We start from the raw sequence: 533 nt of genomic DNA on the forward strand, positions 1-533 counted from the left end.
GTGCCACCAGATGTGTTTTTGATTCTGTTCAGCATGGACATCTCCATCACCAGCGAGGATTTCAAATATAATTTCCAAGAGGTCAACGTCATCAAGCTCTGGGAATTCAGGGTTCGGATTTTCGGGCGAAGGGAATTCAGTTGGGAATACGACGACATCTGGGATGACTTTGTTATCGTCAGTCCGTGCACCACCAGGCGGGTCTCGAATTATCATCAATGAGAGGTCGTGCCCGTGGTTGATTGCCCACCGCACAGGTCTGTTGATGACTTCATTCAAACGACTATCAGGGGGTTTCGTATTTCGAGACCGTCTCTCACTCCAAATAGTGAGAATATCGGTATTCTCAGGGACGAGTAGATGACCGATACTTTGCCCCTCACCGCCTTTCACATCCATAGAGAAAGCGTCATCGTTGGGTAGGACTCGCCCCTTGAAGTCAATACGCTCGTCACCACGTTGGTCAATATAATCCAGATAGCCCTTCTCTTTCGCAGGGTCAAGGAAGACCTCTCGAACGATGGTTTCGTTAT

1 protein-coding gene is annotated in these 533 nt (G+C 48.6%); it reads right to left on the reverse strand.

The window, feature by feature from the left end; genetic code table 11:
- A partial coding sequence (locus tag ABD224_RS29390; RefSeq protein ID WP_344055386.1) for a hypothetical protein occupies positions 1–533 on the reverse strand: 533 nt, incomplete at both ends.

This window comes from Streptomyces thermoalcalitolerans (assembly GCF_039525155.1).
GTDB classification, from domain to species: domain Bacteria; phylum Actinomycetota; class Actinomycetes; order Streptomycetales; family Streptomycetaceae; genus Streptomyces; species Streptomyces thermovulgaris.